The sequence below is a fragment of the Amylolactobacillus amylotrophicus DSM 20534 genome, from assembly GCF_001434555.1.
In the GTDB taxonomy this organism is placed as follows: domain Bacteria; phylum Bacillota; class Bacilli; order Lactobacillales; family Lactobacillaceae; genus Amylolactobacillus; species Amylolactobacillus amylophilus.
In genome coordinates this window covers 17,118-43,032 of sequence record NZ_AZCV01000008.1, presented here as the reverse complement: position 1 = coordinate 43,032, position 25,915 = coordinate 17,118, and the positions used below count along the sequence as shown (strand labels likewise).

The window sequence follows — 25,915 nt, the reverse complement described above, 5'->3', positions numbered from 1 at the left end:
CGCACATTAAACATATAATATGCACTACACCTCTTTGTGATAAGTTCACAGATTAGTCTATACCAATTTAAGGAGTAAAAATTATATGTGTGGAATAGTTGGAACGATTGGCACGAGCCAAAGTAAAAATATTTTGTTGAAGGGGCTCGAGCGCCTGGAATATCGCGGTTATGATTCAGCCGGTATTTTCCTCAGTGAGGATGGGTCTGACGAGCTGGTGAAATCTGTTGGTAAGATTGCGGACTTGGAGGAGCAAATTGCGCCTGAGATGAGCGGTACGATGGGAATTGCCCATACACGGTGGGCAACACATGGTCAGCCTAGCATTGAAAATGCTCACCCACAGTTCTCGACCAGCGAACGCTTCTATTTGGTGCACAATGGTGTGATCAGCAACTTCACCCAGTTAAAGGAACAGGAACTTGCCGGCACTACCTTTGTCAGCCAGACCGATACAGAGGTGATTGTCCAGTTAATCGCCAAGTTTGTTGAGCAAGATGGGTTGACTACTCTGGCCGCTTTTCAGAAAACACTAGGCTTGCTCGAGGGCTCATACGCTCTGATGCTCGTTGATAAGGAGAACGAAGAGCAGCTCTACGTGGCTAAGAATAAGAGTCCGATGCTGATTGGCCTAGCTAATGGTTATAACATTGTCGCCTCAGACGCACTGGCGACCTTTGACGTGACAGACCAATACCTTGAATTGCATGATGGCGATTTTGCCGTTGTGACCAAGACGACTGTCTCTGTCTTTGATCAGGACGGCCAAGATGTGCACCGCGCTCCCATCACGATCAAGATCGACCATGCCGCTGCCACAAAAGGTACGTATGATACATTTATGCTCAAGGAGATTGATGAGCAACCTGCTGTCTTGCGACGGATCAGCCAGCATTATTTGGCTAACAATAGCAGTATTAACGTTCCCGCTGAGCTCCTCCAGTTAATGGCCCAGGCTGATCGGTTCTACTTCGTGGCGGCCGGTACGAGTTACCACGCAAGTCTAGTTGGTAAACGACTATTTGAAAAGTACACGAAGAAACCCGTTGAGGTCGGCGTAGCAAGCGAATTTGGTTATCACTGGCCGTTATTGTCGCAGAAGCCATTCTTTATTTTTCTCTCTCAAAGTGGGGAAACCGCAGATAGCCGTCAAGTCTTGGTTGAAGCGAAGAAGAGGGGGTTAAGCACGCTGGTCTTGACTAATGTGGTTAACTCGACGTTGGCCCGGGAAGCGGACTTTCACCTGCCGCTACTTGCGGGACCAGAAATTGCTGTGGCCTCAACTAAAGCATATACAGCACAGATTGCTGTCGAAGCGGTTTTGGCAAAAGCATTGGGAGTTCAGTTACAAGAACGTTTAGCAGTTGAGTGGGATCTACAGCAGCAATTGAGTTTGGCGGCGGTCGGAATTGATCGGGTGTTAGCCGAGAAGGATAAATTTGCTGCATTAACAAAAGAGTACCTGACGGACCAGGAACACGCATTTTACCTGGGCCGTGGCATCGACTACGATGTTAGTCTAGAGGCTGCACTCAAATTGAAGGAAATTTCGTACGTCCATACGGAGGGATTCGCCGCTGGCGAGTTGAAGCACGGCACCATTGCACTCATCGAGGACCGCGTCCCAGCCATTTTCTTCATTACCGAGAAATTGACGGCGTCTCATACCAGGGGTAATGTGCAAGAGGTTAAGGCACGCGGCGGCAACGTAGTGGTCGTTAGTACCGAGGAGACCAAGGGAAGCGGAGACCAATTCGTGCTGCCAACTTTGACGCCGGAGTTGATGCCGTTGTTGACTGGTGTTGTTGGGCAATTGATTGCATACTTCTCGACACTGCAACGTGGTCTAAATGTCGACCAACCACGTAATTTGGCCAAAAGTGTAACAGTTGAATAATCTGACAAAGAAATAAGGTACAGTCAACTCGACTGTACCTTATTTACTTCTGGTTCATTTGGCATCGAGATTGACGCGCTCGATTTGCGTGGTAATCTCCGCACCATTTGTGATGGTATCGGCGACGGGACAATAGTGATCAACAAATTTAATGAATTCGGCAATCTCTGCATCTGTGTTATTTGCGTCAATTTGGTAAGTACACCAGATCTTTGGTAATCCCGGACGAATACTATCGTCTTGAGCGAGGTACCCTCTACGATCTAGCTCGCCGTCGACAGTGACGCTGATACCGTTTAACTTGATACCGAAACGGTGAGCGAAACTTTTAGCCATGATGATTTTACAACCACCGACAGCCGAAAGTAAGGTTTCCACCGGCGTGATACCCGAATTGAGACCACCCGGGGTCTCCGTGGGTTCATCGAGCATGAGCTCGTGGTCACGGACATTAATTCGAACTTGATAGCCGCGTACACTTGTTGCAACGGCCTTTGAGTGTGATATGGACATAACTATAACCTCCATTCTCTGTGCTGTAAGCTTATCATTTTTTAATAATGATGGGGTAATAATCAGACATGAAGATACCGCAGACACAAAAAATAGGCCTAAAATTGGGCCTATTTTTAAAATGGTTGAAGTTAACTAATTATCTATCTAAACCGATATTATAATCTTCATCGCTCATTGCGGTTACGTGACCAAATAGATAGCCATTTCCGACCTGCGAGAAGAAATCGTGGTTACTGGTACCAGTTGAGAGGCCATTCATGACAATTGGATTGACGTCGTCAGCGGTGTCTGGGAAGAGGGGATTCTGACCGAGGTTCATGAGTGCCTTGTTGGCGTTATAACGCATGAAGGTTTTTACCTCTTCTGTCCAGCCAATCCCGTCGTATAACGTCTCGGCGTACTTCTCCTCGTTCTCATATAACCTGTAGAGGAGATCATACATCCAGTCCGCGATTTCGGTCTGCTTATCCTCGGATAACTCGTTGAAACCGAGTTGGAATTTGTAACCAATATAGGTGCCGTGGACTGACTCATCACGGATAATCAACTTGATAATTTCTGCGACGTTCGCAAGTTTGTTGTTTCCAAGATAGTAGAGCGGCGTGTAGAAACCAGAGTAGAAGAGGAAGGTTTCTAGAAAGACGCTAGCAATTTTTTTCTGCAAAGGCTCGCCATTTTGATACAGGTCGTTGATAATCTCAGCTTTGGTCTGTAAGTATTCGTTATGGTCAGTCCAATCGAAGATTTCCTCGATTTCCGAGTCCGTATTTAACGTACTGAAGATTGAGGAATAACTTTTAGCATGGACCGATTCCATGAATTGAATATTATTAAAACACGCAATTTCGTGCTGTGTCCGTGCGTCCTTTCGCAGTTGGTCATTACCGTCCTGTGATTGAAGGGTGTCAAGGAGTGTCAAGCCACCGAAAACGTGGCCGACCAAGTTCTTCTCCTCTGGCGTTAAGGTGCGCCAATCGTCAAGGTCATTCGACAAGGGAATACGCGTGTCTAACCAGAATTGCTCGGTTAGCTTCTCCCAGGTCGCTTTATCAACTTGATCCTCAATCGCATTCCAGTTGATTGATTTATAGTAGGTTTCAACCATTTTATTCGTCTCCATTTGCTTTATTGATGTGCCTAAGTTAAACGCAAGGTGTCACAACTTGTTAAATGCTGCAGCTCTCACATTCATTTGAGCCAATTTCTTCTGAATCATCTGTAAAAGTCCGCACATAGTAAATTGACTTAATACCCTTATAATAAGCGTAATTACGCAAAATTGATAGGTCTCTTGTCGTCTGTTCTTCCTCTTCCTTCCACTCGTATAAACCAGCAGGGATACTTGATCGAATGAAATAAGTCATGCTCATTCCTTGATCAATATGCTGCTGTGCTGCCGCGTAGGTATCCACTACCAGGCGCATATCAGTATCGTATGCAGACTTATAAAATGAAATTGTATCATTGCTGAGTCCTGGTGCTGGGAAGTATAGTTTACCGTTCTTCTTTTCAGTTCTTTCTTCAATCAAACGGGTGATTGGGTGCAAGCTTGCTGAAGTATCGTTGATGTATGAAATTGAACCTGTTGGCGCAACCGCTAAACGGTATGCGTTGTATAGCCCTGTGGTTTGGATTTTATTCTTTAATTCTACCCAATCTGCCTGAGTTGGCACAAAGATATCCTTAAAGAGTTCCTTGACACGCGCTCTAGTTGGGACAAAGCTGTTATTCAGATATTGGTCGAAGTATTCACCTGTTGCATAAGTTGATTTGGCAAAATTAGCGAACGTTTCATTGCGCTCCGTAGCAATGTGGTTACTCTCGACGAGTGACCAGTAGTTTAAAAGCATGAAGTAAACACTGGTAAACTCAATTGCATCCTTTGAGCCATAATCGATCTGGTGGGTTGCGAGAAACGTGTGGAGTCCCATTGCACCTAGTCCAATTGAGTGGCTGAGCTCGTTACCACGGGCGATTGATGGAACGGCGGTAATGTTTGATGTGTCTGAGACAAATGTTAGTGCGTCTACCATTGCACGGACAGAAACACCAAAGTCTGGGCTTTTCATCAAGTTACCAATGTTAGTTGAACCGAGATTGCAACTAACATCCGTACCCATCTGGGTATAGTTCTGTGCGTCATCCAGGCTTGATGGGACTTGAACCTGTTGAATTTCTGAACAAAGATTACTCATGATAATCTTACCGTCGATTGGGTTAACACGATTAACGGTGTCGATGTTTAAAATATAAGGGTAACCTGATTCCTGCTGCAGCTTGGAAATTTCATTTTCTAGCTCGCGCGCCTTAATTGGGTATTTTTTGATTTCGGGGTTCTGCACCATGTTGTCATATTCAGCTGTAATATCTACGTATGAGAATGGTGTGCCGTAGATGCGCTCAACGTCGTAAGGGGAGAAGAGGTACATCGTATCGTTATTCCGAACTAACTCGTAGTATTTATCAGGCACGACAACGCCAAGAGATAACGTCTTTACGCGGATCTTCTCATCGGCATTTTCCTTCTTTGCAGATAGGAAGTTGATGATGTCTGGGTGGAAAACATTGAGGTAAACAGCCCCGGCACCTTGCCTTTGGCCCAATTGATTTGAGTAGGAGAAGGAGTCTTCCAGCAGCTTCATCACTGGTAAGACGCCGCTTGACGCACCCACAATTCCCTTAATTGGTGCTCCAGCTTCACGCAGGTTCGAGAGTGTAATGCCGACACCACCGCCAATTCGTGACAGTTGCAGCGCCGAGTTGATGCCACGACCGATTGAGTTCATGTCATCGGTAATTTGAATGAGGAAACAGGACACAAATTCGCCCCGCCGTTTCTTGCCCGCATTCAAAAAACTCGGTGTCGCCGGCTGGTATCTTTGGTTGATCATTTCATCGGCTAACTGAGTTGCCAGCTGCTCGTTCCCATTAGCATAATAAAGGGCATTGAAAAATACCCGGTCTTCGAAAGTCTCTAGATATTCGGACTTGTCGTCACTCTTCAGGGCGTACTGGTTGAAAAACTTGTAGGCCGCCATAAATGATTTGAAGTGGAAATTGAAGTCCCGCAGGCGTTTGTACAGTTGTTCCAGGAACTCTGATGTGTATTTCTGCAGAAACTCTGCTTCGATATAGTTGTTGTCGACCAAATAAGTTAGGCGTTCCTGCAGGTTGGCGAATTGTTTGAGGTTTGGCTCGACGTTCTCTTTGAAAAAGGCTGCCAGTGCCTCGCGGTCTTTCTCCAATGGGATTTTCCCATCAATAGGTCGGTTTAATTCGTTGTTTAATTTAAAATATGTTACATCTTGAATGTTAAGCTTCTGTAGACTCATAGTTCGCCACTATCTCCTTTACGCGCGCCACATCAGTCGGCGTGCCATTGAATTCGAAATCATAAAGAATTGGTGCTTTTAAGCTGTTGGCAATGTCTTTTGCCGTGTGGATGTATAACTGATTGAAGTTTCTATTACCCGTGCCAATCACGCCAACGAGGTTCTCCTTGTTCGAACCGAAATTGAGGAAGTCGATGACGGAGTCCATCATGTTGTCGTCGTATGCGGGGACAATTAAAATAAAAGGCTGGTCCATGTCGTGATATGGATCAGCATCGTCTATCTCGTAAGCATCAAGTTCAGTCTTCTTGATGAACCGTCTGGTTTGCCCAGTAACCGTGTAGTACGCAATTTCAACCATTATTTTACAAGACCCTTAAGCTGTTCTGGTCTGAAACCGACAATTGGGTTTTCATCTTTAGGGAAAACAACAGGAACACTCTTGAAGCCGAGGCTCTTTAAATACGTAATTGCGTCTGGGTCAGAGTTGATATTCTTCTCTTCGTAGTTGATATGGTGTTCTTTTAAGAAGCGTTTAGTCATTTTGCACTGAACACAATCATTCTTAGTATATACAGTAATATTACCCATAATGTCCTCCACTCACAATTTTAAAAAGTCAATCCTTTTTGTGAGATTTTTTGTATTTTTTTGGCATCCAGACACAAGATGTTGTATGGAATTGAATGTCTGAATACTAGTTAATGTGATTGTCTGATTTTTTGCCTTGATTGTCAATAGTAAATCCTTGGATTTGTTATTTTATTAATTGGTTTATCTAAATATAGTACGTGGAATAGGATATTTGCTCAACTGCATAAAATTTTGGTCTATTTTTGATTTCTTTTTGGTGACCTTGCATCTTTTTTCCCTTATACTCATAATTGAAGTAATTGGAGGGATTCTATGAAATCTGCTTATAACTATATCGGTGTTTTTGCCTGGATAATTGTTTTTCTGTTGCTCGTATTTATTATCCAGAATATTCGTAAACGTCATATCAAGATGATTGTCATGGACCATGTGCGTTTCTCTGTCAAAAATCTGGTACTTGATGTCCTGGAAATTGTGGTTTGGGGCGGACTCCTGGTTTCGATGAGTATCGTAACATTCTTTGATAATCCATCATTAAATGACCATGCGCGCATCACGGATAGTGTTAAGTTCCGCCCGTTAATTATGACGGTTGACCAAGATAAATCCTTCTATGTTAAGGTGAACACCGTACAAAGCAGGGACTCAAAGGTCGAATATACTCTCCTTAGCGACGGCAACAAAATCACGATTAACGGAGCAAACTCCTCTATCTCAGACGGCGCGAGCCCATTATCGCCGGCCGCAAGTGCCTATCCGTTTGACGAAAAGGTATTGGTTAAGATGGATCAAAATTACCAAAAGGCCTATCTGGCAACCTATGTTGCCAGGTATAAAAAAAATTGGCGTAACGGCTTAGGACTAAGTGCTGGCAGGGTAGCAACTGAATATTATCTGATTCGGATACCTGATCAGACGTTTGTGAAAGATCAACAGACCAAATAAATAAAGGCTTACTCATCTGAATGAGCAAGCCTTTATTCATGTTTTGTAGTGAAGTTGAGTGCTACTTTGCTTTCTTAATCGAGCTCAGGTTGACCACGATTTTATTATTTAATTCGGAAACTGCTGTGTTATCTTCGGCTTCATTTGAGACGATTTCCAGTAATACCGAATTTTCATAGATTTTTTCAACTTTACCAGTGAATGGCTTCTTAATATCTTCTTTAACAGTTGCACTTACGGTTTGACCAACTTCGAGTTCTTCTTTTTTCATGAAACAACCGCCCTCTTTAATTTTTTGCAATAGGAAAATAGTATTATATCTTGCACCATTTTTCAAGTAGGAGAATCAATATGAAGAAATTAATTATTATTGCCGGCCCAAGTGGTGTTGGGAAAACCACCATTAGTCGGTATCTCACCCAAAAATACAACATACCACGGGTAATCACTCATACCACGCGACCACTGCGTTCTGGGGAACAGGACGGCGTTGATTATTATTTCGAGAGTGCCGACAGCTTTCGCCAACTGCACTTCTTTGAACACGTTAAATACGGTAGCTATCAATATGGTTCTTCAAGGGAATCATTGCAGAAATCCTTTGAAAAGAGCGATATCGTCTCACTAATAGTTGAAACGGCAGGCGTTCACACCTACCTGCAGGAGCTACCAGCGCAGGCTGTGTTCGTCTATTTGACTGTCTCAGAACCTGCCGAGTTAGCGCAACGGCTTGAGGAGCGGGGCGACACGAAAAGTCAGATTGAGAAGAGGCTGCACAGTCCGGAATTCAAGCGTGATTTAGCACTTGACGATGATCTTTTACAGCGGGCGCACATCATCAAGAACGACAGTTTAGATGCTGCTAAAGCAGCGATTGATCAACTGATTGAGTCGCTAACTAATGTTTAAATAATCAAAAAAACACTTAAGAAAGAAATAAAGTGTAACCAAAGGGCTTTTATTCTGTAACAGTCTCGAAATATCACGAGGTTACAATAATCTTCGTTAGTAAGAAAAGGTCTAGACACCTGGACGTAAAAACGGGGGAAATAAATTGAATAAATTTAAATCTAATGTGACGAAGATTTCTGCTGCAGCATTACTGGGTACTTTTGGCCTGGTAGCAGCACAACAAGTAAACTCAAATATTACATCAAATACTGTAGAAGCAGCAACAGAAGTTGGTAAAATTAACTATAAACCTGGTTACAGCCTGGCTGTTAGAAAGTCACCTAGCGTTGGTAATAACCTTACTGGTCAATATCTAAAACACGGTACTAGGTGGAAGATTATCCGCTATACAACGGATACTAATGGTGTTAAGTGGGCGGATTTAGGAAAGAATGACTGGGTTGAAGCGAAGTACCTAGTAGCATCATCAACTGCTCTTTCAAGTGCAAGTACAGTTCCAGCAGTTGCAAAGACTAGTACTCAAGTACAAGTTTATCGTGATGCTGACAAAACAAGAGCTGCACAAACACTTAATGCAAACACAAGGTGGAAAGTTATTCGCGCTACTGTAAACACTCAGGGTGTTACAATGTATGACCTTGGGAACAATGATTGGGTTGAAGCCAGTGCATTGACTGCAAATAATACTCTGAATATTTATTCAACCTCAGTTAAGGTTGTTCAGATTAAGACTGGCTACACTGCTTCAATTTACAGTAATCCTAATAATCCACAATTAACTGGTCAAAAGCTTACTTCAGGTTCTAAATGGAAGGTGATTCGTGCTGCTCAAAGTGTTAATGGAGAGGTCTGGTATGATCTTGGTAACAACGATTGGGTTCAATCTAGTTATGTTTCTGATGTTACTTCAGCATCACAAAGTTCGGACAGAAATGTTAAAATCCAAGCAGTAATCAACTTAGCTAAGCAACAACTTGGTAAGCCGTATGTATGGGGTGGTAAGGGACCAAGCGCATTTGATTGCTCTGGCTTTACACAATATGTATTTTTAAATGCTGTTGGTAAGAACATTGGTGGCTGGACTGTCCCACAAGAGTCAGCTGGTCGGCAAGTAGCAGTCTCTCAATTACAAGCAGGAGACCTGGTCTTCTGGGGTTCACACGGAAACACTTACCATGTAGGTATCTACCTTGGTAATAACCGGTACATTAACGCACCAAGACCAGGTCAAAATGTACAAATTGCAACATTGTCATCATATAATCCTGCATCATTTGGTGTTCGCGTACTTTAATCAAACTAACGATTAACTTGGTACCCCTAGTAAATTACTGGAGGTATTTTTTTGTACTCTCGTAGAAATTAGGTACATTTCACGGCGAAAAATGTCAATTGTTTGGAAAAATCGTGTTATTTAAGACAAATGGCCTGTTTTTTGGTAAAGTTAAAGCAGATTTACTTTTTGGAGAAGGATGTGGTCTATATGGCAATGATTGAATTCGAACATGTCAACAAGTTTTACGGACAATTTGAGGCCTTGAAGGATATTAACTTGAAGGTCGAACGGGGAGAGGTCGTCTCCATCATCGGGCCATCTGGGTCGGGAAAGTCGACGCTACTACGGACGATCAACGGTTTGGAATCAATTGAGGATGGGAAGCTGATCGTGAATGGCTTTGACCTCGCAGACAAGAAGACCGATTTAAATAAAATTCGGCGTGATGTCGGCATGGTGTTCCAGCACTTTAACCTCTATGCTAACAAGACCGTATTGGAGAATATCACGCTCGCGCCAAAGATTGTGCTGAAGAAAGATCCGGCAAAGCTCAGGGTACGGGCGATGGAGTTGCTCAAAATGGTTGGACTGGCTGATAAAGCCAACAGCTATCCTAAACAGCTATCCGGCGGTCAGAAACAGCGGATTGCGATTGCTCGCTCGCTTGCGATGGAGCCTAAAGCAATACTTTTCGATGAGCCGACCAGTGCGCTTGATCCCGAGATGATTGGCGACGTGCTCGAGGTAATGCGAAAGGTCGCAGAACAGGGAATAACTATGGTTGTTGTGACCCACGAGATGGGCTTTGCCCGTTCGGTGGCTGATCGGGTCGTATTTATGGATTCCGGTCAAATACTCGAAGTATCGGATAATCCGGAGAAGTTCTTTGCCAGCCCAGAAGATGAACGTGCTCGTGAATTTTTGAGTAAGGTCATCTCCCATTAGAGGAGGAATAGATTATGAAAAAGAAGCATTTTTTCATTGCACTCATGGGCATCTTGGCGCTAGCATTCTTGACTACCGCTTGCTCTGGTCAAAGTGTGGCATCAAGGAATATTGTCCAGCAAGTTAAGAAAACAAAAAAAATTACCTGGGGTGTGAAATCCGACTTGCGCTTGGTCGGCATTCTGAGCATTAAGGATAACCAGCTCGAGGGCTTCGAGGTCGACTTAGCGAAGAAACTATCTACCGAAATTTTCGGTAAGGATGTCCAAGTGAACTTCGTACCAGTCACCAGTAATACACGGATGGCTCTACTAAAGAATGGGAATATTGACGCGCTCGTGGCAACCATGACGATTACCCCAGATAGGCAAAAGGTCGTGGATTTTTCTCAGCCTTATTTCAAAGCGGGTCAAACCATTATGGTAAAGCGCGACAGCAAAATTAAATCTGTGACTGACTTGAAACAGGGAACAAAGGTAATCGGTCTGCAAGGTTCTAACTCAGTACAGAACATCAAAAAGGTCGCACCATTCACCAAAATTTTACAGCTCCCTGACGCGGCGCAGGCGTTTTCGGCGCTCCAATCAGGCCAGGCTGACGCCATGACGTCAGATAATGTGATGCTGTATGGCTTACTTTCGGACAATCAGAATTATCGCTTAGCCGGTAAAAACTTTACGGTTGAAGACTACGGAATTGCTGTGAATAAAGGGCAACGACCTTTGTTGAAGAAGATTAATCGGGCCCTAGCAGAAATGAAGGCTGACGGGACCTATAATCAACTACTTCTGAAATGGTTCGGTCAGATTCCGGGATTTAAGGTAGGTGACGTACAATGATCGAGATTTTTCAAACTTACATGAACGACTTCATCTCAGGCCTTGGAATGACTATTTTCTCTAGTATTCTAGCCTTCACTGGTAGTCTGTTCTTAGGGATTATCTTCGCCTTATTTGAGATTAATCCAAACAAAATTCTGCGGATTTTTGGTTCGATTTATGTCGAGATTTTCCGGAACATTCCGTTACTCGTAGTCACGATGTTCTTTTACATAGTGATTCCGAAGTACGTAACGAGTATCGATGGTTTCACGGCGGGTACGATCGGCTTGTTGATTTATACCTCAGCCTTCTTCGCCGAGGTGGTCAAGGCGGGTATTCAAAGCGTGCCAACCGGTCAGTGGGAGGCGGCGCGCGCGAACGGCATGACCTACATGCAAGGGATGATTCACGTGATTTTCCCGCAAGCAATCAAAATCGTGATTCCACCGCTTGGTAATCAAACGATTACTCTCGTGAAAAACTCTAGCGTCTTGGCCTTTGTTGCGGGATTTGACTTGATGTACCAGGCAAACCAGATTTCAAGTATTACGTTCCAGCAGGTACCCACATACTTTATTGTCGGTATCCTGTACCTGATTGTGACAATGCCGCTTAGTTATTTAATGCGATATCTAGAGCGCCGCTGGGAAGGATAGGAGGTAGATTATGGATTGGGCAGGAGCATATTCGTGGATTAACATCCGTTATCTGTTACAGGGCCTTTTGACCACAATTGAGGTCTCTGTAATTGCAATTATTCTTAGTTTCATCCTTGGGGCAATTCTGGGAATAATCCGTTACACCAAAATCAAGTATGTCTCGGCGATCATCGGCTTTTTCATCGATATTATCCGAAATCTACCGTTGTTGCTGATTATTTTCTTCACCTATTTCGGCCTGCCAACATTTGGCATCAGGCTGGATATCATGCCGGCGGCAATCACCGCCTTGACCGTCTTTGAATCGGCGATGTGTTCGGAAATCTTCCGGTCAGGAATTAATGCTGTCGCAGTTGGTCAAATGGAGGCTGCCCGGGCAAACGGCATGACTTACGTTCAGGCAATGTACCATGTTGTCTTTCCCCAGGCACTCAAAATGATGATTCCACCACTACTGAGTCAATTTGTCTCACTCGTTAAGGATACTAGCCTGGCTACCATTATCGTGCTGCCAGACCTGTTGTATCACGCGCAGAACGTCTACGGTCAGAACACGAACTACTTGATTCCGATTTTTGTTGCACTTGCCGGGATGTATTTCGTCGTTTGCTTCTCGTTGTCGTTACTAGCGAAGTTCTTCGATAGAAGGTTACGAGGTGCATAAGCGCACATAATTGCCAAAAAAGCTCACTTGAATCAACTAATTCTAGTTAATTCCAAGTGAGCTTTTTGTTTGCAAACGATTTGTTTAGATTCGCCGTTATTCCTGCACATTCACCGTGAAGGACTCCAAGCGCTTCTGGTCGGTTGGACTTAGTCTGGCTTCGACGGTCACCCCGTCTGAGGTGTAGTCTTCAGTCAGTATTTCAGCCTTTGCATGGAGGTAAGCTAGGTCTTTACCGGCCGTTAGGGGAAGTCTCAGCGTGCGGACTTGATAATCGGCAAAGAGTTTTTTCGTAATCAGCTGACTAAGTAGCTGCATTGACTGCTCGTCTTTTGCAGAATAGAAGAGGTCGTCGCCGTCCATGCTGGGGTATTCCCTAACGGTTTCATCAGCCTTGTTGTATGCAATGATCGTGGGCGTCTCTAAGACACCTAACTCCTTTAGAACGGCGTTAGTGGTTTCAACCATCTCCTTGTGATTCTCATCTGAGACGTCAACAACGTGAATGAGTAAGTCTGCATCTCGAACCTCTTGTAGTGTGGCCTTAAACGACTCCACGAGTTTGTGTGGTAACTTACTGATGAAACCGACGGTATCGCTGAGAAGAAATGAGAAGTTACTTGCGAGGTCGATGCGTCTTACACTTGTATCAAGTGTGGCGAAGAGCATGTCTTTCTCGAAAACCTGTTTCTTGGCTTTCTTCTCATGGTCTTCACCCTGTCCGAATAGTTGTAGCAAGCTATTCATCGTCGTTGACTTGCCGGCGTTCGTGTAACCAACCAAGGCGACTTGCGGCAGTGCACTCTCGTTTCTTTCTTTTCTTCTGGTGGCCTCACTTCTACTGATTTCCTGCAATTCTTCCTTGATCATGGCAATCTGTTTGCCAAGTGTTCGCCGGTTTAATTCGAGTTTAGTCTCACCAGAACCACGGTTAGCGAGTCCGCCACCACCTGAACCACCGGTTCCCGAACCCCGCTGTTGGTCTAGGCCACTATTCTCTGCGGTGTGCAGCCGCGGTAATTCGTACTGTAACCTGGCCAGTGCTACCTGAAGTTTGGCCTGCTTGGTCTTTGCGCGATTGGAGAAAATCTCGAGGATTAGCTCCGTCCGATCAACGACGTGAAGCTTTGTTTCCCGCTCCAGGTTTCTGATCTGGGTGGGACTTAGTTCATCGTTTAGAACAAGGTGGGTGGCGCCACTCTCTTGTGCGAGTGTGCCAATTTCGGCTACTTTGCCGCTCCCAAAGTAGGTAGCTGCCACAAGTCGTTCCAAGTTCTGATCGACCCGACCGACAACTTCCATGTTATTGGCTGCGCTCAACTGGGCGAGCTCCCGCATGTAGTAGTCGAAGTTTGGTTCCCCTTTGTTCACACCGCCGATAATCACTTTTGTTTGTGATATTTTATTGTCTATCAAATATTTGACCTTTCTGTCTTCAAAAGAGGATTGTTTTTCGGCGCAAAAAAAGCCGGAGTGATCCGGCTTTCAGCACTAATTGACGACAGTGAAACAGTCGCTAACTTGATCAATCCTCATCACTAATTCAATTTTCATTGTCATTGTTTGGTACAATTACGAAATTTAAAATACGCATGATTGGATTCTCCTTCAATAAGATAATCTGAGTATACCACAGATTGAAAGTGACTGTCACTTATGGCGTTCAATTTGGTCATGGGCATTGCTTAATGTAGTCTGGCAATAGGTGTTTGTTCCTTAGCCTTTTGCCGTTGGTGTGCGGCGATTAGAGGCAAGATAGCGCCGATACCTAACATGATTAATGGTTCGACTAAATTCAGAGTAATGACGTGCCAGTAAGCTTTAGAGCCAAACTGCTCGTCGACTTGGAAGATGGAGCCCGTTGCCGCCGTAAAGGTCAGGATGAGACACCACCAGCCGACGACAAGGGCCCACTTGCGATTCTTGGTTCTTGCGCACCCAGACTTACGATGTAAAGAGGAAGCACGTTGCAAAGGGTGAGACAATTCCGTTCAGGTTTAATAGTTGGTTGAAGATGGAGTTCATGTTCGGAAGCGTTGCGCTCAGCACCATAATTACCATACAAATTCCGGTCGTGAGCCAGTAACCATTAATAGGCAGGCCACGATCATCTAGTTTGGTAAGTTGCTGCGGCAGATATTTTTTGGCGGTATCCGAGAGGAACATTCTGGTGCCGGCATCGATTAGGACCGCTAGCTGTGCCATCATGTAGATGGCCTGTGTGATGGCGAAGGCGTACAGGAAGAAGTTCCCCATGCTAAACTCATTTCCCATGTATTGGAATGCATAATATGAGCCGTTCATCTTCAAACCGTTTGGGAGATGGTGTGCATTAAAGAAGATTCCAAGGGAGAATGAACCTAGTACGGTCAGGAAGCCAGTCATAATGGCGAGCATCCAAATTGCTTTTGGAAAATCTCTTGGCCCGTTTTTCATCTCGGTCACGTAAGGCGCAATGTACTCGGAACCGTTCATGGCGAAGATAAACAGACCGAGCGTTGTCAGGTAAGTGAGATTAAAGTTTGGAATCATTGACTTCCAGGTAAAGGGCTCGGTGTGGGGCATGTTGCCCTGACCAAGGTAGGTGCCCGACCATCATTTCGTACGGAATCACGAATAAGAATAGCATCAGAATCCAGGTGGTAATGGTCCCGAGGCCCTGATTCTGAAAGTTGTAGATGATGTCTTCAAAGCCGATGACTGTGACAAAGTCCATCAAGGCAATGACGGGCCAACTAATGTATTTTTTTGTTCAAGATCTTGCATAGTTTTTCCCCTTTACTTTGTTTCATTCATACATATATTTAGACACAATTGACTATTATAATTATTTAGCGGGTTAAATTAAAGTTTTGTTTCAGAGAAACTTACAATTTTGTTAGTAGAAAGTAAGGTCAAACGCAGTAAATTTATCCGATTATTCGCTAAGATATGTTCTATCGGAGGAATAAAACTATGCAAAATATGAATGTCGTCGATGTAAAAGGTCTCGGCAAAATCTATGGGAAAAAAAATGAGAAGCAGTACCAAGCGCTAAACGATGTCAACTTCTCTGTGAAGAATGGCGAGTTCGTCGGAATCATGGGGGCTTCGGGCTCTGGTAAGACGACGCTCCTGAATATTCTGTCTACACTTGATCAGCCAACTTTTGGTAGTGTGACCATCAATAAGCAGGATATTACGAAGTTATCGAAGGACAAATTGGCAGATTTCCGGGGCCAGGAGATTGGCTTTATCTTCCAAGACTTCAACCTGTTAGAGAACTTGACGAACAGCGAGAATATCGCGTTGCCACTCTCGCTTCAGGGTGTGAATAGTAAGAAAATTGATGCGGCTGTCCAAAAGATTGCCACCCGTTTGGGCATTGCTGCGATCCTCGATAAGTATCCTGCGGAAATTTCCGGTGGGCAGAAGCAACGTGTTGCCGCAGCCCGCGCTTTGGTGCACGAGCCTGCAATCCTATTCGGTGACGAGCCAACGGGAGCGTTAGATTCGAAGAGTGCAAAGGAGTTACTAGACACGATGGAGGACATCAATACGAACGATCAAGTGTCGATCTTACTCGTGACCCATGATTCGTTCTCGGCTAGCTATGCACAACGAATTCTCTTTATCAAGGACGGTAAAATTGGGCAGGAATTGGTGCGTGGCACGAAGACCCGGCATGAATTTCACCAGGAGATTATTGATAACTTAGGGACATACGGACAGTAGGAGGAGAGTCATGTTATTTAAATTAGCATTATCAGGCGCCAAAAGCCGGCTCAAAGACTACGTTGTTTTGTTCTCGGGACTCACAATCTCCAGTGCGATTTTCTACATGTTCTTGAGCCTGGCGCTGAACAATAAATTCTTGTCGAACAACTCGATGCTGAGCTCTGGCAATACAACGTTTGTCTTTGCCTTCGGTGTCGTCTTGCTCGCAATTATCACCTTGGTCTACATCGTTTATGCGAATAGCTTCTTGCTCAGTATGCGGCAACGGGACTACGGTATGTTCCTCATGCTGGGGGCCAAAACCGGTAAGATTGGCACGCTAATCTTCCTCGAGACGATGTTGATGGGCACAATTGCGACCATCATTGGTGTTCTCCTCGGCGTCGGGCTGACGCAGGTGGTATCAGGCCTCCTCATTAGTCAGCTCGATCTGACATTGCCGGGTTTTGTCGGCCTGTACATTCCCGCGGTGATTGCCACGATTTTGTTCTTCGTGGTCTTGTTCTTCATCGCCGCACTCTTTAACAGAAGAAACTTAGTCAAGACACCTGTTCTGGAATTGTTGCACGGACAGAATAAACCCGTTAAATACCGGAAGAATAGCTTCCGAATTACGGTTCAGGCTGTGCTTGGTGTCATATCGCTCGCGGTCGGTTACTGGTCCATGGCGAATGTCCAGAACTTAGTTCTGATGTCAATTCCCATCGCACTGGTGACGATTGTGCTCGGATCATACCTCGTCTTCAACTCGTTATTCATCGCGGTTATCAACCTAATCAGAAAGAATCACCGCGTCCTTTATCGGGGATTACGGAGCTTCACACTGAACCAATTACGCTTTAGAATCACTGATTACACCAGGATTTTATCTGTAATTTCTATTCTGTTCGCCTTAGCTCTTGGAGCCATCACAGTCGGTCTTGGGTTCGACCGGATGGCAGAGCAGATGGCTAATTCGCGTTACTTTGATGCGCAAATTTTTACAAACGACAAAGCGGTCAAGGATGAGCTGAAGGACGTTGCCGTCAAGTCGACCACCACGTACCACTACAAGGAGGACGCCCAGAACGTTTATTTGAACAAGTCCGAGTTTGAACGCCAACCGTTGAAGTATATGAAGGGCATCTACAATCCCAAAAATAACAGCTTTAAAACGCAACTGAGCACGTATAGCGTGGCGCAACTGGAAGATGCAGATGGGGCCGCCCACTATGAGTTAACTGGCATCATCCCAAATTACGGCGGTAAGAAGTACGTCTTCCTCACTGATGCTGCTTATAGCAGTGAGAGTGCACAAGAACAGCGGGTTCAGCTTTTAAAAGTGGTGAACTTCCAAAAAGATGTCAAGCAATTGACGAAGATCCAAACGCTGCAAGTTGCGGCCAATCCCAAGTTAAAGGATATTTCACAAAATACCAAGCCCATAACGTATCAGGCGATGCATCAGGTGTTTTCGGGCTTTGAATTCATGGGCTTCTTCCTTGGAATTGCCTTTCTCACGATGTTGGCAAGTACTTTGATGTTTAAGATATTGAGTGGTGCTCAAAGCGACGTTGCACGCTACGAGATGCTCAGCAAGATTGGTGTGAAAGAACGTGTGTTGAAGAATTCGATTACGAAGGAAATTGCGGTCTTGTTCGCACTCCCAGGAATACTCGGAATTGTCCACGTCTTGTTTGGCCTTCAATTCTTCAAGGCATTCCTGCTTACACCTTACCAGGGAATCTGGCTGCCATTTACGATCTTTATCGCCCTCTACGGCATCTATTATCTCTTGACAACATACCTGTATCGGTCCATTGTCTTGAAGAAGACAGTTTAAGGAGGAACACAAACAATGATGGAGACTGGATTAACCATTTTTATCGTGGGCTCTTGCTGCTTGTTGTCGGACTCGTGATCGTCGTGCTTGCCGGCAAGGCGCGTGGCCAATTCTAGTTTGCTTTCCCAGAAAAAAATAAGCAGCGGTGTCCGTGAATGGACCCGTTGCTTATTTAATTGGTGCTCAGAGCGTAAGTTTGTTGAAGCTGACGAGCTTAAATTTGTCGTGTGCTAGTTCCAGAATCGAGATGCTGGAATTTCTGGCTCCGCGAGCGAGCGCGAACTCGCCTGGCTGACTGAATCGTTCTGCAATACTCGAGATGGTGTTACTATGCGTTACCAATAATACGTTCTCGACGGAATCGGGAAGTGCCTTGATTAGTTCCAGTCCTTGATCAACCCTGGCCCAGTATTCTGCGGCGTTCTCAGCGTCATGGAATGGATCTGCTTCCTTCATGAAGTCCTTGGCTACGTCATAGTTGTTCTGGTTAATTATCTCTGCCTTATTCTTGAAACCGTGGGGCATTCCTGCAAGGAACCAGGCTTCCGGGCTTCCCATGCCTTCGAAGTAGCCGTAGAAGGCCTCCCGAAAGTGGGGTGACTCAACTAGTTCCAGTGTAGCCGCGTTTTTGTTCGCCTGGAGAATTATTTTAGCCGTGTCGCTTGCTCGCTTCAGATCAGATGAGAATGCCGCACCAAAGTCGACGTCCCGCAAAACCTGAGCTACCTCCTGCGCACCAGCTAGGCCGTCTTTCGTTAGTGGTGAATCGCACCAGCCCTGCATTTTATCGTACTTGTTCAGAAAAGTTCTGCCGTGTCTAATAATATAAATTTTCTTCATTTGGACTACTCCTTTATGATTGCCTCATTTTCTATGATAAAGTAAAGGTAGCAATTTATAAAGAATTATAGCGAATAAAGAGGGAACATCTGATGAACAATCGTAGTACAATCTTGGGATTATTTACTTTGGCTGGCCTGATTCTCGGTTGGTTCTTGCACCAGATTATGGTCTGGACTTTCGTCGGGATGGCAATGGGCTATGTGGTCACTTATTGGATTCCATATTTGGTCCAGCGGAGACGCCAGAATAGAAAGTAATATCAACATTAAAAATTGCGCTTTGTACCTCACGTGTGTTAGACTATTAGTCCGACTTTTCGTGAGGTTTTTTTGTGATTAAATTTTGATTAAAAGGTGTAGGTGTGGTATTATATTATGTAACTTTTTAGGATGGAGTGAGTGAATGGACAAACATGAGTTAGTGAATCAAGCCGCTGAGCAAGCACGTCTCGACCATGTCTTGGCTGAAATAACGCAACAAAAATCCAAGTTGTCTGGCGACATCGCCCGGGTGAAATCAGAGGAGAAGCATCTGAATGAGCACTTCTATGATGACGTCCGGTTGAACTATGGGGATGCATCTGCCACGATGGAGACGGCGCTCTCAATCAGGCAACAGCAACAACTGCTCCAAGAACGGAATAATACATGGCAACACTCAACTCACGAATTGGCCACCCTGCAGCGCTTAGAACAAAAGCCCTATTTTGCACGCGTGGACTTTCATGAGCAGGGTGAACCAAAGGCCGAAACCATCTACATCGGTCTGGGCTCGCTGAGTGACCGTGATGATAATTTCCTCATTTATGATTGGCGAGCACCCATTTCGTCAATCTATTATGACGGTAAGCTGGGTGAGGTAACTTATGAATCACCTGATGGCCCTCAGAAGGTCGACCTGACCCTAAAGCGTCAATTCATCATTGAACAGGGTAAAATCAAGGCAATGTTTGATACCCAGGAAACCATTGGTGATCAGATGCTCCTTGAGGTGTTGAACGAGAAGTCATCGACGCAGATGAAGTCCATCGTGACCACTATTCAAAGGGAGCAGAACAAGATTATTCGGGACACCAAGTCCGACCTGCTTTTTGTTCAAGGTGCAGCTGGCTCAGGTAAAACCAGTGCAATCTTGCAGCGGATAGCCTATTTGCTCTACCGCTACCGTGGTAATTTAACCAGTGACCAGGTAATCATGTTTAGTCCGAACCAATTATTTAACGACTACATCGAGAATGTCCTACCGGAGCTCGGTGAACAGAACATGGTCCAGATGACATACTGGCAATTCCTCTCCAGAAGAATTCCTGGCTTGTCTGTTCAGAATCTGTTTCAGCAGTTTGAAGAGACCCAGACGAATCAACAGTCTAACCTTGAAAAGCTGAAAAATGACGTGCTCTTTTTCAGAGCGACTAAGCGATATGCTAGTCACCTGGAGAAAGCGGGTGTGCAGTTCAAGGACATCTTCTTCAAGAACCAGACTGAGCCCTATTTCAGCAAGGAACAGATTAAGGAAATTTACTACAGCTTTAACGAGAACTACCATTTGCGTAATCGGATTGAGTCAACGAAGGAAGCTCTGCTGAAGTTATTGAACCAACGAGTTGACGCGGAGACGCGCAAACCCTGGGTACAAGACTTGATTGAGCACATGAGTGCAGAGGAATTGCGCGAGCTCTACGACCGGCCCGACCAAGAGTTTGAATCCAGTGCGAAGGAGACAGGCTTTCTCGCCCGCAAAATTGTTTTGCAGCAATTAAAGACAGTTAGTCGGAAGATTCATCACAACCAATTCCTGAATATTCGTGGTCAATACGTGCATTTCCTAAAGCGTGTGCCGCAATTGATTGAGTTGAGCGAATTTGGTTTAACCGAGACTGATTGGGCGGATTCTATTGAGCAGCTGAAGAATGACTTCAGGCAGCGCCAGGTGAAGATGGCTGACGCGTCCGCTTACCTCTACCTGTATGATTTGGTTACGGGACGCCGCGGAGAAACTTCGATGCGTTACGTCTTTATCGATGAGATTCAGGATTACACGCCGTTCCAATTGGCCTACCTCAAGTATAATTTTCCACGCGCCAAGTTCACCATGCTGGGTGATTTGAATCAGGCAATTCTGATCAAAGAGGATAGCAGCTCGCTTCTGAGTGAAATATCAGGCTTGTTTGACGAAGAGAAGACGAAAGTTGTGCAACTAACGACCTCTTACCGTTCCACGGCACAGGTGACGAATTACACGAAGGAAATTCTGAGTTCCGGGCAGCAGATTGAAGCGTTTGACCGAGTGGGACCATTGCCGGTTGTTTACGGGCGTAAAAACGTGACAGAGCTGATCCAGGTCGTCGCAACAATGCTGCAAAAGCCGGAGAACGAAAAGGTGGCCACAGCCATAATCACGAAGACGCTGGAAGAAGCACAACAGGTATTTGAACTGTTGAAAGCAAATGGGCTCAAAACGACTTTGATTGGGTCCCAGAATCAGCGACTCGTTCCCGGAGCCATCGTGGTGCCGGCATACTTGGCCAAAGGATTGGAATTCGATGCGGTCATCATGTGGGATGCCTCGAGCAAGAATTATCAAGGTGACTTTGAACGCCAACTGGTCTACACGATTGCCTCACGGGCAATGCACACGTTGACCATTTTGTATCAGGGAGAATTTAGTCCGCTACTCGCGCACATCTCACCCGATTTATATGAAGTTCGCTAGTGGAATATTTGAGCCTCCAGAAAACTGGAGGCTCTTTTTTATATTGTTTTGGAATATTTTCCCAAGAAAATATGTAAAAAAGTTCACAGAAAGCTCTTGTTTTTATCTCTGAAAGCCCTTACAATAAATTGTGAAAGATGTAGCAAATAATGTTCAAAGGAGATTTTCAGATGAATAAATTTATCGCTATCGTAGGAAGTAATGCCGACAAGTCGACTAACCGGACCTTGCTTCAGTTTATCAAACGTCATTTTGCCGATCAGGCGGAGATTGAACTGGTTGAGATCAAAGACCTACCGGTTTTCGCAAAGAACAGCGAACGCACGATTCCGTTGTATGCAACGCAGTTAGCGAACAAGATCGCAGAGTCTGATGGCGTGATTATCAGCACACCGGAATATGATCACTCCGTCCCCGCCGCATTGTTGAACGCACTGGCCTGGTTGTCCTATGGCGTACATCCATTTGTTAATAAGCCGGTCATGATTACTGGTGCTTCTTATGGCTCACTTGGTTCAAGCCGTGCCCAAGCGCACTTGAGACAAGTACTCGACTCACCGGAGCTGATGGCACGGGTAATGCCTAGTTCAGAATATCTGCTGGGTCATTCACTCGAGGCCTTTGACGATGAAGGGAATCTGAAGGATCCGGAGAAGGTGAAGTTGCTTGAAGGCTTATTTGCCGACTTCGAGGCCTTTGTCAGAATTACCGCCCAACTGAACAACACCCAAACGCAGGATGAGGCCATTGCTAATGATTTCTCGTGGGAAGAAAATAAATAATTGAAATGGAGTCTACCAAAATGAAATTAGTCGGAATCGTCGGCTCTGTGGCCGAACAATCATATAACAAATTATTGATGCGTTTTATCGCTGAGCATTTTAGTAATCTGGTTGACGTCGAGGTGTTAGACATCACCGATGTACCCATGTTTAACCAAAGTAATGACCAATCAAATAGTCCAACAATTCAGTACCTGAACCGGAAAATCATGGCTGCTGACGGTGTAATTATTGCGACACCAGAGCACAACCACACCATCCCAGCAGCGCTCAAGAGTGTCATCGAATGGCTGTCATGTAACCTGCACCCATTTGCAGATAAACCCGTGATGATTGTGGGGGCTTCATACCACAATCAAGGCTCGAGTCGGGCGCAATTGAACCTGCGTCAGATTTTGGAATCACCAGGTGTGAATGCAATTACGATGCCAGGTAACGAGTTCTTACTGGCGAACGTTAAGGAGGCCTTCAATGACGAAGGTAACTTGAAGGACGAACGGACTGTTGAGTTCTTGCGGACGACGTTAACTAAATTCCTCGACTTTGTCCAGGTGATCAACAAGTTAAACGGGCGTGCAGACAATCCTGGCGCTGCAGAGGATATGTGGTCCACTGGCAAATGTGATACCACGATTGATGGCGTTGACATGAAAGCCGAGGACTGGGTGGAGCAGGCAGCGGCCAAAGTTAATGCGGTTGCAGGCAAGACCTATGTGAAGCTCGATCGCGGAATTTTAACGGTGGATCAACTGAACTGGTTCCTGAACTCGATGCCAATCGAACTGACCTATGCAGACGAGAATAACCAATTCATCTACTACAACCGCATGGGCGAGGATCCAAAGGCAATGTTAGCACCAAGACGTCCCGGGCAAGTGGGCGATCCACTAGCCGACGTTCATCCAACGCGGGCACTGAAAGGTGCCGCAAACGTGGTTAACCAACTCAGGACTGGCAAAACCGACTTGGTCAAGATGTCTGTGCCCGGAAATGGCCCAACACGGCACTGGATGCATTACTACAAGGCAATGCATGATGAGGCAGGGAACTACCGGGGAATTAATGAGTGGGTCGTTGATTTGTGGCCAATCGTGAAGTACTACCTAGAGACTACTGGTCAGAAATTAATTCCGGATCCAGATAATCAGGTTAGCGCGGTCACCGGTGCTTCTAGTGCGGGCCCGGTAATTACCACTGTACCCGGACCAAGTGCAGCAAAGGTTGACGATACGAGTGGTGCATCGGCGACAGAGCAGCCTGCCGAAGTAGTGGCACCAAAGGTACCAGCAGTGGACAGTACCTCGGGTGCTTCTGAAAGTTAGCCAGAACTCATTCGTGGGTCATCCATGATATGTGATTAAAAAAAGAGTAGCCAAAATTTTGGCTACTCTTTTGTGGTGAGTTTGGTTCTAATGAGTGGAATCAGGTGATCTACTAGGAGTTTAATACCCTGATTGTTTAAATGGACGCCATCTGACTGCAAGAGGGTCAATGGATTTTGTTGTTGCTGCATTAAGGCAGCAAGGTCCAGAAACGGTAACTGGTAGTGTTTGGCGACATGTTCAGTAACCAACTCGAACTGCAGGATGCGGGTCCACGATTGATCGCGGTCCACGCGCCAATTTGTGAAACTGGGTGAAATTAAGATCACCTTTTTCGCCCCGATTTTTTCAACTAGCATGTTTAAATTGTTATTGTAACGGCCGGCACTCATTGCAAGTGCCAGTCCCGCATCATTGACGCCGAAGTTGACGACGACAACGGTAGGATGTTCTCGGATGACTCTCTTGTTGACATTTGCCAAGGCTTGCTCGGTAGTAGCACCGGCCATTGAGTTATTGATGATTTTATCGGTGGGGAAAGCCTGTCTGAGCTGATTGGTGACCTTATTCGTCATCTGCCCATCTGTAAACCCGCCGAGGATGGAGTCTCCAAAAAGTATAATTTTTGCCATAATTGCCTCTAAATCCTTTTTATATTCTTTATATTAAATTAGAATAGCCGTAAGTACAAATTTAGTTAGGAATCTGTTCATGAGAGTTAAAGATACAATTGACATTCACCACTTCAAGGTGGAACAAGCGGATTTGAACCACCTGGGTATTTTGTTTGGCGGAAAGCTGCTTGCTAAGATTGATAGTTCCTTGGCTGGCTCGGTCAAGAAAATGACGAACGAGCGCGCGGTGACGGGATCGGTCGATAAGGTGCGCTTTATCAAGGCGCTGGCACTCGGTGAAGAGGTCACAATCAAGTCCATGGTGAGCGGGCATTCAGACCGAGTAATCGAGGTACTTGGATTAATCTACAACGGCGAACACGAACTGGCGGCCTACGCTATGCTGACGTTCGTGGTACTAAACAAGCAGGTTAAACTACCAGAACTGGTGCCGGAGACGGAATTTGAGGCAAACCTCATTGCAGGATTTTTGAAACGGGCAGAGCTCAGCCAAGCGCTGCACAACGAAATAAAAACGGAGCTAACTACGAGAGATGAAAGAGATATTTAAGAAGTATTCACGTGCAAGCTGGAGCGCCTTTGCGCAATCAAAAAAGGAGAGTCCCGTCACGGAACGTGATTTGGTGGATCTGACCTCTTTGGGGGATCGGGTCAACCTGCAGGATGTCGACCAAATATACTTACCACTGGTCGATTATCTCCACCTGTTCTACACCAAGAAGAAGGAGCTGGAGGAGAAACGCGCGCACTTCCTGCAGACGGAGCAGGTCAAGATACCGTTTATCATTGGAATCTCGGGTAGCGTGGCAGTCGGTAAGAGTACGAGTGCGAGGTTGATCACCTTGATGCTTAAACGCCTTTACCCCGAGCTGCAGGCTCAACTAATTACAACGGACGGCTTCCTCTACAGTACGGCGGAGTTAAATAGACGTAATTTGTTAGAACGAAAAGGGTTCCCCGATAGTTACAACATGAACCTGTTGTACGATTTCTTAAATGACGTCTCTAGTGGTAAGCCTGATGTGACATACCCTATCTATTCGCACAACATCTACGACATCGTGCCGGGAGAGTATGGACATGTGACACAGCCGGATATTCTGATCGTCGAGGGAATTAACGTGCTCCAACTACCGGCGAATCAGGAGCTATATATTAGTGATTTCTTTGATTTCTCGCTCTATCTAGATGCGGATGAGGACCAGATTGAGGAGTGGTACCTCAGCCGATTTAAACGCATCCTTGAGTTGGCGCAGAATGATCCGGAGAACTATTACTATAAATACGCGCACCGCTCGATGGATGATGCAATTCAGATGGCTAAGGATGTGTGGCAGGAGGTTAATCTCACGAATTTACGCGAGTATATTGCGCCGACGAAGCCGCGAGCCAACCTGATTTTGCATAAAACCAAGCACCATTTAATCGACTCTGTTTGGTTACGAAAGTATTAATAGGTAGTTTTTATTGAATGTTGCGTCAAAAGTCGCTATTATTAATAGAGTTATTGTTAGGATTATT

General features: G+C 45.3%; 25 protein-coding genes and 1 pseudogene. 16 read left to right on the top strand and 10 right to left on the bottom strand.

The features are described from left to right. The first annotated feature begins 85 nt into the window (after nt 1-85). Nucleotides 86-1,897 carry a glutamine--fructose-6-phosphate transaminase (isomerizing) gene (gene glmS / locus FC62_RS07035; protein WP_056947127.1) on the top strand — a complete coding sequence of 604 codons (1,812 nt, stop codon included), beginning with the start codon at nt 86-88 and terminating at the stop codon, nt 1,895-1,897. 54 nt (nt 1,898-1,951) lie between these two features. Here the strand turns inward: glmS and FC62_RS07030 are convergent, their stop codons facing one another. From FC62_RS07030 to nrdH, 5 genes are all read right to left on the bottom strand, one after another. Further along, a complete protein-coding gene (locus FC62_RS07030) occupies nt 1,952-2,410 on the bottom strand; it encodes an OsmC family protein (protein ID WP_054745630.1) in 459 nt (152 codons plus the stop codon). 139 nt (nt 2,411-2,549) lie between these two features. Next, the gene (nrdF, locus tag FC62_RS07025) at nt 2,550-3,518 is read right to left on the bottom strand and encodes a class 1b ribonucleoside-diphosphate reductase subunit beta (protein ID WP_056947124.1); all 969 of its coding nucleotides are present in this window, start codon (nt 3,516-3,518) and stop codon (nt 2,550-2,552) included. 61 nt (nt 3,519-3,579) lie between these two features. Continuing rightward, nucleotides 3,580-5,745: a class 1b ribonucleoside-diphosphate reductase subunit alpha gene (gene nrdE / locus FC62_RS07020; RefSeq protein WP_056947120.1), complete on the bottom strand. Its 2,166-nt coding sequence runs from the start codon at nt 5,743-5,745 to the stop codon at nt 3,580-3,582. Beyond that, on the bottom strand, nt 5,726-6,106 hold the full coding sequence (gene nrdI / locus FC62_RS07015; RefSeq protein WP_056947118.1) for a class Ib ribonucleoside-diphosphate reductase assembly flavoprotein NrdI: 381 nt from the start codon (nt 6,104-6,106) through the stop codon (nt 5,726-5,728). Before nrdI ends, nrdE begins: the two co-directional genes overlap by 20 nt. Next, nucleotides 6,106-6,336 (bottom strand): glutaredoxin-like protein NrdH, encoded by a 231-nt coding sequence (gene nrdH / locus FC62_RS07010; RefSeq protein ID WP_054745628.1) that lies wholly within the window; start codon nt 6,334-6,336, stop codon nt 6,106-6,108. The genes nrdI and nrdH overlap by 1 nt, the downstream gene beginning before the upstream one ends. Nucleotides 6,337-6,651: 315 nt before the next feature. On the opposite strand from nrdH, the gene FC62_RS07005 reads away from it, so the two are divergent. Continuing rightward, a complete protein-coding gene (locus FC62_RS07005) occupies nt 6,652-7,284 on the top strand; it encodes an LVIS_2131 family protein (RefSeq protein ID WP_056947115.1) in 633 nt (210 codons plus the stop codon). A 61-nt stretch (nt 7,285-7,345) separates the two neighbouring features. Here the strand turns inward: FC62_RS07005 and FC62_RS07000 are convergent, their stop codons facing one another. Beyond that, on the bottom strand, nt 7,346-7,555 hold the full coding sequence (locus tag FC62_RS07000; RefSeq protein WP_056947111.1) for a DUF2187 family protein: 210 nt from the start codon (nt 7,553-7,555) through the stop codon (nt 7,346-7,348). A gap of 80 nt (nt 7,556-7,635) precedes the next feature. On the opposite strand from FC62_RS07000, the gene FC62_RS06995 reads away from it, so the two are divergent. The 6 genes from FC62_RS06995 to FC62_RS06970 all read left to right on the top strand — a co-directional run bounded on the left by FC62_RS06995 (nt 7,636) and on the right by FC62_RS06970 (nt 12,561). Further along, nucleotides 7,636-8,193: a guanylate kinase gene (locus FC62_RS06995; protein ID WP_054745624.1), complete on the top strand. Its 558-nt coding sequence runs from the start codon at nt 7,636-7,638 to the stop codon at nt 8,191-8,193. Between the two features lie 145 nt (nt 8,194-8,338). Beyond that, nucleotides 8,339-9,490, top strand: a complete 1,152-nt coding sequence (locus FC62_RS06990; protein WP_056947108.1) for a C40 family peptidase — start codon at nt 8,339-8,341, stop codon at nt 9,488-9,490. A gap of 189 nt (nt 9,491-9,679) precedes the next feature. After that, entirely contained in the window at nt 9,680-10,417 is a 738-nt protein-coding gene (locus FC62_RS06985; RefSeq protein WP_054745803.1) for an amino acid ABC transporter ATP-binding protein, read from the top strand. A 14-nt stretch (nt 10,418-10,431) separates the two neighbouring features. Next, nucleotides 10,432-11,256: a transporter substrate-binding domain-containing protein gene (locus FC62_RS06980; protein ID WP_056947105.1), complete on the top strand. Its 825-nt coding sequence runs from the start codon at nt 10,432-10,434 to the stop codon at nt 11,254-11,256. Next, nucleotides 11,253-11,894 (top strand): amino acid ABC transporter permease, encoded by a 642-nt coding sequence (locus FC62_RS06975; RefSeq protein WP_054745618.1) that lies wholly within the window; start codon nt 11,253-11,255, stop codon nt 11,892-11,894. Before FC62_RS06980 ends, FC62_RS06975 begins: the two co-directional genes overlap by 4 nt. 7 nt (nt 11,895-11,901) lie before the next feature. Next, a complete protein-coding gene (locus FC62_RS06970) occupies nt 11,902-12,561 on the top strand; it encodes an amino acid ABC transporter permease (RefSeq protein WP_054745616.1) in 660 nt (219 codons plus the stop codon). A gap of 96 nt (nt 12,562-12,657) precedes the next feature. On the opposite strand, the gene hflX is transcribed toward FC62_RS06970, so the two are convergent. Next, complete coding sequence (hflX, locus tag FC62_RS06965; protein WP_056947102.1) at nt 12,658-13,977, bottom strand: GTPase HflX; 1,320 nt, start codon at nt 13,975-13,977, stop codon at nt 12,658-12,660. A gap of 269 nt (nt 13,978-14,246) precedes the next feature. Further along, nucleotides 14,247-15,277, bottom strand: a pseudogene (locus FC62_RS06960) (amino acid permease). Nucleotides 15,278-15,516: 239 nt separating this feature from the next. On the opposite strand from FC62_RS06960, the gene FC62_RS06955 reads away from it, so the two are divergent. Then, a complete protein-coding gene (locus FC62_RS06955; protein ID WP_054745614.1) occupies nt 15,517-16,275 on the top strand; it encodes an ABC transporter ATP-binding protein in 759 nt (252 codons plus the stop codon). A 10-nt stretch (nt 16,276-16,285) separates the two neighbouring features. Further along, entirely contained in the window at nt 16,286-18,100 is a 1,815-nt protein-coding gene (locus tag FC62_RS06950) for an ABC transporter permease (RefSeq protein ID WP_054745612.1), read from the top strand. 183 nt (nt 18,101-18,283) lie between these two features. Here FC62_RS06950 and FC62_RS06945 read toward each other — a convergent pair whose 3' ends face one another. Then, nucleotides 18,284-18,940, bottom strand: coding sequence for a histidine phosphatase family protein (locus tag FC62_RS06945; protein ID WP_054745610.1), 657 nt, complete (start codon nt 18,938-18,940; stop codon nt 18,284-18,286). A gap of 92 nt (nt 18,941-19,032) precedes the next feature. Here FC62_RS06945 and FC62_RS08255 point away from each other — a divergent pair, with 92 nt between their 5' ends. The 4 genes from FC62_RS08255 to FC62_RS06930 all read left to right on the top strand — a co-directional run bounded on the left by FC62_RS08255 (nt 19,033) and on the right by FC62_RS06930 (nt 23,759). Further along, complete coding sequence (locus FC62_RS08255; RefSeq protein WP_169787591.1) at nt 19,033-19,200, top strand: hypothetical protein; 168 nt, start codon at nt 19,033-19,035, stop codon at nt 19,198-19,200. Between the two features lie 145 nt (nt 19,201-19,345). After that, nucleotides 19,346-21,655, top strand: a complete 2,310-nt coding sequence (gene helD, locus FC62_RS06940; RefSeq protein ID WP_054745608.1) for an RNA polymerase recycling motor HelD — start codon at nt 19,346-19,348, stop codon at nt 21,653-21,655. Between the two features lie 170 nt (nt 21,656-21,825). Further along, nucleotides 21,826-22,437, top strand: coding sequence for an NADPH-dependent FMN reductase (locus FC62_RS06935; RefSeq protein WP_054745606.1), 612 nt, complete (start codon nt 21,826-21,828; stop codon nt 22,435-22,437). Nucleotides 22,438-22,457: 20 nt separating this feature from the next. Then, nucleotides 22,458-23,759, top strand: coding sequence for an NAD(P)H-dependent oxidoreductase (locus FC62_RS06930; RefSeq protein ID WP_056947099.1), 1,302 nt, complete (start codon nt 22,458-22,460; stop codon nt 23,757-23,759). Nucleotides 23,760-23,821: 62 nt separating this feature from the next. Here FC62_RS06930 and FC62_RS06925 read toward each other — a convergent pair whose 3' ends face one another. Beyond that, the gene (locus FC62_RS06925; RefSeq protein WP_056947096.1) at nt 23,822-24,391 is read right to left on the bottom strand and encodes an SGNH/GDSL hydrolase family protein; all 570 of its coding nucleotides are present in this window, start codon (nt 24,389-24,391) and stop codon (nt 23,822-23,824) included. Between the two features lie 79 nt (nt 24,392-24,470). Between FC62_RS06925 and FC62_RS06920 the strand changes: the two genes are divergently transcribed. Further along, complete coding sequence (locus FC62_RS06920) at nt 24,471-24,944, top strand: acyl-CoA thioesterase (RefSeq protein ID WP_054745602.1); 474 nt, start codon at nt 24,471-24,473, stop codon at nt 24,942-24,944. Continuing rightward, complete coding sequence (gene coaA / locus FC62_RS06915) at nt 24,928-25,848, top strand: type I pantothenate kinase (protein WP_056947093.1); 921 nt, start codon at nt 24,928-24,930, stop codon at nt 25,846-25,848. The genes FC62_RS06920 and coaA overlap by 17 nt, the downstream gene beginning before the upstream one ends. The last annotated feature ends 67 nt before the right edge of the window (nt 25,849-25,915 follow it).